We start from the raw sequence: 7,356 nt of genomic DNA on the forward strand, positions 1-7,356 counted from the left end.
TTACTTTTTAAATTTAGAAATTTCATCAGCAAGGCTGTTTAGATCGCTGTCGCTAACGTTTGTAAGCAGTCCCTTCATAAGCGTGTTTTGCACCTTGCCAGCCTTATAATCAGCTAGTTTTTTTAGCAGATCCTCTTTGCTTAGATGAGTGATATCAGGCGCTACGACACCCTTGCCATTTGCGCCGTGACATGGTGCGCAAGAGGTTAGATATTGCCTACTAACGCCTTCATTTTGCGTCTTAGCCACGCTTAGACTTAGCTCTTTTACCTTTTTTAGCTCATCTTCGCTGGCAAATTCCTCGCTAGACTTTGACTGCTGCTTTGTGAAATTTTGCTCCACTTTTGGCTGAACGCTAGCTTCTGCTTTCTCCTTTTTAGGCGGAGTTTGGCTTAGCATAAACACCATGATGCCGCATATCAGCACCGCTAAAATGATCGTTATGATTTTTCCGATTTTCATTGTTTGCTCCTAAACTGCGCATTAAAATCGCTTATCTCTTTTGCTAGATTTCTAATCTCACTCTCATCTATCTTTTTAACAAGATCACGCATCAGCACATTTACCTTCTCTTTGTTTTTGTAAGCGTTTATCATCTTATAAATTTCATCCTCGCTCTTTGTTAGAAGCGATGGTCCGATGATGCCATTTGCATAGTCGTCGTGGCAGGCTGAGCACTTTGTGATGAAGTCCTTGCTAAGTCTGCCCTTTATAAGCCTTAAATTTATACTTTGAAGCGGGCTTTTTACCATAGCAAGCGCTCCGATCTGGCGGCTTACGTTGTTATCTTCAAGTCCAAATTTAACGCTTTTTTCACCGTGCATGTCGTATTTTATAAATTCATTTTGCTTATTTGCGCTCTCGTTGTTTTCATTTTTTTCGACCTTTATGCTAGCACTTGTCGCTACTTTTGCACCTTGCTCGCTAGCAGCCTCTTGCGCTTTGTCCTCACTCTTTTCACAGCCGACAAATAGCAACGCAGCAGCTATTAAAGGTATTATTGCTCTCATTTTTTCTCCTTGTAAATTTCATCATAGCTCATCTTTGGGGCGATATTTATGATCTTTGCTGGGCAGACCTCAGCGCAAACGCCACATCCCACGCAGCCATTTTTTATAAGTGGCAAATTTGCCTCGCTCATTGCTATCGCGCTATCGCCAACTGGGCAAAGCGTGACACAAAGATCGCAAATTTGACCGATCTTGCCTTTTATCTTATCTTTTAGCGCCTCTTCTCTGTCGTTATAGGCTTTGCGATCAAGCAGATGCTTAACGCCAGCTTCGCTTAAATTTTCTCTTTTCACGCTCAAACAGGCAGCCGTGTCACTTAAAACTGCAACGCCCATTTTGACATCGCCCACGACCTTTGTGGCGTGATCGAGCGCACCGCTAGGACAGGCTAGCACGCATGGGAAAAGGTCACACAAGTAGCAGCCTCGCTCTTTGGCGTCGATGTGAGCTGAGCCACTTGAGTAGCCATCTTCTATATCAAGTAAGCTTATGCTGTGATAAGGGCAAACTTGCACGCACTGACCGCATTTTACGCAAAGATCATCAAAGTCATCAACAGCACCTGGCGGTCTAAGATAGAGTTTGTCGCCACTACTTTTTGGCAAAAACTTGCCTATGGCGTATCCAGCCACCGCTGCGGCTGAGCCAATTATCATAAAATTTCTTCTATCCACGTTTCGCCTTTAAAGCGTTGAAATTTGAAACATCAAGCGGTTTTATCCTTGGCGAACTATCTTCAAGTAGCTTTATCGGCTCAGAAAATGGAGCGAGTTTGGCTAAGAAATTTAAGACGCTAAAGACACTTGAGCCATAGAAAAACTGCAAATTTGGATAGTACTGCCAAAGCTGATCGATGTATGAGAGGTGCAAAAATGGCGTGTCGCCGTAGCCATCTTTATCTCTATCAAAGCTCTCATACTCATCATAATAGTTCTTGCTCCATCTATTTAGTAGCATCTTTTCGCCCGGGGTGTCGTTTACGACGATGTCCATGTTGCCGATAAAGTCGTTGTTTTCAAAGATACTTGTGCCTTGCGTAGCGTGAAAATAGACGCCAACCATGTTGTGTAAAATTTTATTGCCTATAAAATTTATAGTTGATCCCGGCTGAAACGGCGAGTTATCAAGCAAGATGCCACGCGCGTTATAGACAAGGGTGTTGTTTTCTATCGTGAAATCAGACACGTCCTTTAATCCGATGCCGATGCCAAAGGCGCCGTCACTATCCATAACGAGGTTATTTTTTATATTTGAGCTAGCCGAATACATAAAAAACATGCCAACAGCGTTGCCGATAAATTCGTTATTTTCTACTAAATTTTGATTAGCATACATAAAATGAAGCGAGTATCTGCTGCCAACTGCTTTGTTGCTTAGAAATTTATTGTGGCTTGCGTACCATGCGACCATGTCACGGCTGTCACGGATATTGTTGCGCTCGATCAAATTTTCATGGCTATACCAAAGTCTCACCGCATCGCCTCTAAAGCCAAGGCTAGCGCCCTTTTTTGAGGTGATGTTGTTTTCAGTGATCTTTGAGCTACTGCACTCTTTAAAATCAATCCCAAAAAGCACGTCGCTTATGTCATTTTTAGAAATTTCAACATTATTTGCCTTGTCACAGCCTATGCCAGCGTCAAGCTCGCCAAGGTCGTTGCCACTGCCACTTATCTTTAAATTTTTAAGTGTCACGTTTGAAGCGATGATCTTTATAACACTGCCCTTGCCGTCACCTTTTATGTGGGCATTTTTGCCTTCTCCTATGATGCTAAGAGGCTTATTTATCGTTATGCCCCCTTCATAAACAGCATCCCCCAGCTTTATCACATCACCAGGGCTAGCGTTATTTATCGCATCTTGAAGGACGTTTGCAAAGCCAAGAAGTGGCAAAAAAACAAGGGCAAATTTAGAAAATTTACGCATTTAGCTCTTTTTTCTTTGAAAATACCGCAAGTATGCAAAGCACGCTCATCACCATCATCACCCAAAAGCCGATAGTTGGGTATGAGTGCGTTGTAAAGTGCGCCACGCTACCATCTCCCAAAACGGTTGGCATAAATGGCTTGATCTTAAAGGCGCCCCACTCTTGCATATTGTGCCCATACCAGTATAGCCAGCCCACAAATGCGCTCATAAATAGCACCGGTGCGATGATGGTTGGCACCATGAGAAGTGAGTTAAATTTACCATCATAGTATAAAAACGCAAGCATGCAAAGTGTGGCGATAAGTAGATAATAAGGTGCGATCGCTCGCTCTAAATTTCCGCCATGCTCCATAGGATACATGCCGATGTAGTGGTTTATCGTATTCATCTCGTGCACGTCGCCGCTATATCCATCTACGTGAAAATATACTGGTATGCCATCTGGAAAGGCTGCCTTTGGATAGTTTGGCGCTTCAAGAGATACATACCAGATAGGGAGTGATGGCGTGCCTATCTCTGCTTTTTGCTCGATCATCTTATGAAGATCACTTGCCACCTCTTTTGGCAAAAGGTGGTTTTTATACTGAAATGAGCTATAAAGATCGTAGATAGTGTAGCTATAAGATGGTAGCTCGTCGCCATTAGCTATACGCTCTTTTGCTCCGTGCCAGCCAAGAACTGGCAGAGTAAAACAAACGCTCATGATGATTAGTGCAACAATGGTATAAATTTTATATTTACTCATAATCTCTCCTTTAAATTTTAAAATTTCACCCAAAAGAGTTAAATTTTAAAATTTAAAAGGGGCAAAAATGCCCCTTAAAACTACATGCCTGCGTTTTCGTCTATCCATTTTAGATACTCGATGATATTTTTGATCTCTTCGTCACTCATGTGCTGATTTGGCATTCTAAGTTTAAAGAAATCAATCATCGCTTTAACGTAGTCGTCGTTATAGAATTTAGCAGGGTCTTTTATAAAGTCTGCTACCCATTTTTCGCCGTTTTCATGTCTTAGCAAGACGCCAGTTAGGTCTGGACCTGAGCTTACTTGACCGATAACGTGGCAACCATTACATCCGCCTTTTAGATAAGCCTCTTCGCCTTTTGCAGCAGCTGGGCTCATCGGAGTTGCGATCTCTTTAGCTAGGTTGTTTTTAGCTCTTAGACCAACGTCGGCAGTTTTTACCATGTATTGCCATACTTGGTACTCCCAAAGGATAGCGCCATTTACGTCGCCTTTTTTGTAAGCTTCGTCAGCTTTAGCTTTTACCTCTTTGATGTGGCCGTATTGATCAAGTGCGTCATCAACCAAAGCTTTTACTTTTGGATATTTCTCATAATGTTTCTCTTTTAGGTATTTAACAACCTCTTGGATAACATCATCAGTTGCTTTGTTAGTTGCGATTACTTTGTCGTACTCAGCTTTTAGAGCCTCTGGACTTAGAGTTTTTAGCTTGCTATTTTTTGCAGATTCATATTTTTTATTTGGATCTTTAACAAGCAAGTAACCCATCATCTCTAGGTGAAGTGCTGAACAAAACTCGGTGCAGTAGTATGGGAAGACGCCTTCCATATCAGCTACGAAATTTACTGAAGCAGTTTTACCAGGCTCAAGTGAAGCGTGAATGTTGTAAAGGTCGATGCCAAAGCCGTGAGTCTCATCTTGAGCGCGCTCTAGGTTTGTTAGGTGAATTGTTACATTATCGCCTTTATTTACCTCGATGTGCTCTGGATTGATGTGGCTTCTGATCATTGTCGCATAGACAGTTACGTTTTTGCCGTTTCTCTCAACTCTTTCTTGACCAGCTAGAGTTGCGTATGGGCTAGCCTCGCCTGTTCTTGAGTTTGTACCCATGTTGTAAGTAAGTGCTGGAGTTAGTTTGCTAGCAGCTATTGAAACAACGTCGTGTGGCTCACCAAGTGGGATAGGCATATCATAGATTAGATCCATTTTTGCACCAGTGATGTCTATTAGCTGGTGGTTTTGTGGATGGAGTGGGCCAACTGGGTTGAAGCGATCGATTGAAAGTTTATCAAGTGCGATTGCGTATTTGCCCTTAGGTTTTGCTGATTTGCCCTCCATTGTATCAAGGTGACCGATGTTGTAATGAACATTTACCTTATCAAGCACTTTTAAATTTTTGTAGTCCCATTTTACGATTTGGCTATCAACGTAAAGTGAAGTATAAAGTATGCCATCTTGTGAGTCAAATGATGTGTGCAGTGGTCCAAGGCCAAGTTCTACTTGTCCGTGCATTGACTTTTCTCTATCTAAGATAGGTATGCCATATGGGTCAGTGCCAGCGTACTCTTTTTTGTCGATTAGCTCTTTGATCTTTTTAAAGTCATAAACTGATGCGTGAGTATCAAGCTTACCGCCAACGATGATGTATCTGCCATCTGGGCTTACGTCACAACCGTGTGGGCTCTTTGACTCTGGGATCAAAAATAGTGCTCCAGCTTTTACAGCAGCTTCTATCGTAATCACTCTATGACCATTTATAACTTTGTAGTTTTTCTTGTCTTGTGCAAGTTTTTCTAAAATTTGCCAGTTATAAACATGTAAGAAGTCGGTGTCATTTCTACTAGCACCCGCCTCAAATGGAGGAAGACCTTTTTCGATACCACCTGTATACATCTCAGTGTTTATCGAGTTTGTAAAGCCCCAGCCGTAGCTCTCGCCCTTACCAGCGTCGCTTAGGTCTTGCCAGTATGGTGGAAGCTCAAGAGAGAAAGATGCTTTCTCGTCGATCTTGCCTTTTGGATAGTCAAATTTCCAAAATGTCACAGCGCCTCTATAGACAGCTTCGTAGTCATCTATTGAGTGGTAGTTGTCATCAAGTGGTGCTGCGTACTGGCTAGCTTCGATGACGTACTCGCTGTTTGGAGTGATGAAGCTACCGCCGTGCTCACTCTTCATGATAGGGTTTACGACCATTTGAGTTGTCTCAAAGTCTTTTAAATTTATAACAGCGATCCTTGGGTTTGCCTTGTCGTTGATAAATAGATAATCACCAACATACTCACCATTTTTCTCAGTGAAATTTGGGTGGTGTGTATCGCCCCAAGTTATCTCTTTGCCCCTGATGTTGCCTTGTTTTAAAACAGCTTTTGACTCATTGTCATAGCCATATCCTTGCCAAGGCTCTGGGGTGAAAACGCCGATGTATTTGTAAATTCTCATCGACGGAACGCCATAAACTAGCACTTGACCACTCTGCCCGCCAGATGAAAAGACGATGAAATCATCTTTTTTACCGCTTGGCTGGTAAGTCTTGGCAGCTGCAAGGACATCTTTTTCGCTTAGCCCGCGCTCTTTCATGACTTTTTCAAGGTCACTACTAGCAGCACAAGCAGCAGTTAAAGATAGCCCAAGCAGTGCAGCACTTGCGACACAAAATAACTTTTGCATTTACTCTCCTTTTTAAAATGAATTTATCTCTAAACTCTTTGTCTTATTACCTAGATCTACGCCAACAAGCACATTTTTATCTATAAAAATTTCTTTTATCTCGCCGCTAAAAAGCTCTTTTTTGCCCTTTAGCTTAAAGCTTTTGTCAAATTTATAGATCGCTCCGTCCTCACTAGCTACCAAAACTTCATCTCCCACGCACGCAAGAGCTGAAATTTTAGATCTTAAAACTTGCTTTTTAGCTCCACTTTTAAGATCTAAAATTTCTCCGTTTCTAAAGCCTATGAAAATTTCATCATCGTTAAATTTACAGGCACTAATGGGCGCAAAGCAAACGCTTTTTTGCTCTTTTGCGTTAAGCTTGCTATCAAGTAAAAATGCCTTGCCATTAAAGCTAGTAAAAAACACTCCCTCGCCAAGCGGCAAAAAGATAGAAATTTTATAAACATTGTTAAAATTTCTTGATATAAATTTTTTAGAACTCTTGTCAAAAATAGCGATCGTTACAACATTTGCCATATCGCAAGCGACGTAAATTTTCTCTTTATCTAGCAAGATATTTGAAACCTTACAGCCAACATTTGGCAGTGCAAATAAAAATTCCTTCTCGCTAGCTACCTTTACGATCTCGTTGTTTAAATTTGCAACGTAAAAAGAGCTCTCATCAAAAGCACATCTTTGATCTTTGTAAATTTTCTCCTTTAGTCCTAGGCTTTTTGTCTCGCCATCTTTTACAAAGATGATGTTTTGACTATTTTCATCGACGAAGCAGCCCTTACTCTCAGCAAAAAGCGCCATCAAAGATAAGCTAAGACATAGCAGAAATTTCATTATCTAGGTTGCTTTCATCGTAAATTTAAAATTTGTAAAAACTATACAAGCATAACTCTTAAAAGGAAATTAGATATTAATTTATTTTTTTAAGCTTTTAAAGAAAAATATCAATAATTTTTTTTAAATTTTGCCATTTACAATAAATAGACTTTGGAATTTAACGGATAGAAAT

General features: G+C 41.0%; 7 protein-coding genes. All 7 read right to left on the reverse strand.

The window, feature by feature from the left end; all coding sequences use genetic code 11:
• The 7 genes from CYO90_RS09545 to CYO90_RS09575 all read right to left on the reverse strand — a co-directional run bounded on the left by CYO90_RS09545 (window position 1) and on the right by CYO90_RS09575 (window position 7,181).
• On the reverse strand, window positions 1-462 hold the full coding sequence (locus CYO90_RS09545) for a c-type cytochrome (protein WP_103579328.1): 462 nt from the start codon (window positions 460-462) through the stop codon (window positions 1-3).
• Window positions 459-1,010: a c-type cytochrome gene (locus tag CYO90_RS09550; RefSeq protein WP_103579329.1), complete on the reverse strand. Its 552-nt coding sequence runs from the start codon at window positions 1,008-1,010 to the stop codon at window positions 459-461. The genes CYO90_RS09545 and CYO90_RS09550 overlap by 4 nt, the downstream gene beginning before the upstream one ends.
• Window positions 1,007-1,684: a 4Fe-4S dicluster domain-containing protein gene (locus tag CYO90_RS09555; protein ID WP_103579330.1), complete on the reverse strand. Its 678-nt coding sequence runs from the start codon at window positions 1,682-1,684 to the stop codon at window positions 1,007-1,009. Before CYO90_RS09555 ends, CYO90_RS09550 begins: the two co-directional genes overlap by 4 nt.
• Window positions 1,677-2,933: a nitrous oxide reductase family maturation protein NosD gene (locus CYO90_RS09560; protein WP_103579331.1), complete on the reverse strand. Its 1,257-nt coding sequence runs from the start codon at window positions 2,931-2,933 to the stop codon at window positions 1,677-1,679. The genes CYO90_RS09555 and CYO90_RS09560 overlap by 8 nt, the downstream gene beginning before the upstream one ends.
• Complete coding sequence (locus CYO90_RS09565; RefSeq protein WP_103579332.1) at window positions 2,926-3,681, reverse strand: cytochrome C; 756 nt, start codon at window positions 3,679-3,681, stop codon at window positions 2,926-2,928. The genes CYO90_RS09560 and CYO90_RS09565 overlap by 8 nt, the downstream gene beginning before the upstream one ends.
• Window positions 3,682-3,761: 80 nt before the next feature.
• Window positions 3,762-6,350, reverse strand: coding sequence for a Sec-dependent nitrous-oxide reductase (gene nosZ, locus CYO90_RS09570; RefSeq protein WP_103579333.1), 2,589 nt, complete (start codon window positions 6,348-6,350; stop codon window positions 3,762-3,764).
• A gap of 12 nt (window positions 6,351-6,362) precedes the next feature.
• Complete coding sequence (locus CYO90_RS09575; RefSeq protein WP_103579334.1) at window positions 6,363-7,181, reverse strand: ATP-dependent protease; 819 nt, start codon at window positions 7,179-7,181, stop codon at window positions 6,363-6,365.
• Window positions 7,182-7,356 lie beyond the last annotated feature (175 nt).

It is taken from the genome of Campylobacter concisus, from assembly GCF_002913745.1.
In the GTDB taxonomy this organism is placed as follows: Bacteria; Campylobacterota; Campylobacteria; order Campylobacterales; family Campylobacteraceae; genus Campylobacter_A; species Campylobacter_A concisus_R.

Excerpts from the sequence above, each read along its gene's own strand:
- CYO90_RS09565 (WP_103579332.1), bottom strand. The coding sequence starts at position 3,681 with ATGAGTAAATATAAAATTTATACCATTGTTGCACTAATCATCATGAGC.
- CYO90_RS09550 (WP_103579329.1), bottom strand. The coding sequence starts at position 1,010 with ATGAGAGCAATAATACCTTTAATAGCTGCTGCGTTGCTATTTGTCGGC.
- CYO90_RS09560 (WP_103579331.1), bottom strand. The coding sequence starts at position 2,933 with ATGCGTAAATTTTCTAAATTTGCCCTTGTTTTTTTGCCACTTCTTGGC.
- CYO90_RS09545 (WP_103579328.1), bottom strand. The coding sequence starts at position 462 with ATGAAAATCGGAAAAATCATAACGATCATTTTAGCGGTGCTGATATGC.
- CYO90_RS09575 (WP_103579334.1), bottom strand. The coding sequence starts at position 7,181 with ATGAAATTTCTGCTATGTCTTAGCTTATCTTTGATGGCGCTTTTTGCT.
- nosZ (WP_103579333.1), bottom strand. The coding sequence starts at position 6,350 with ATGCAAAAGTTATTTTGTGTCGCAAGTGCTGCACTGCTTGGGCTATCT.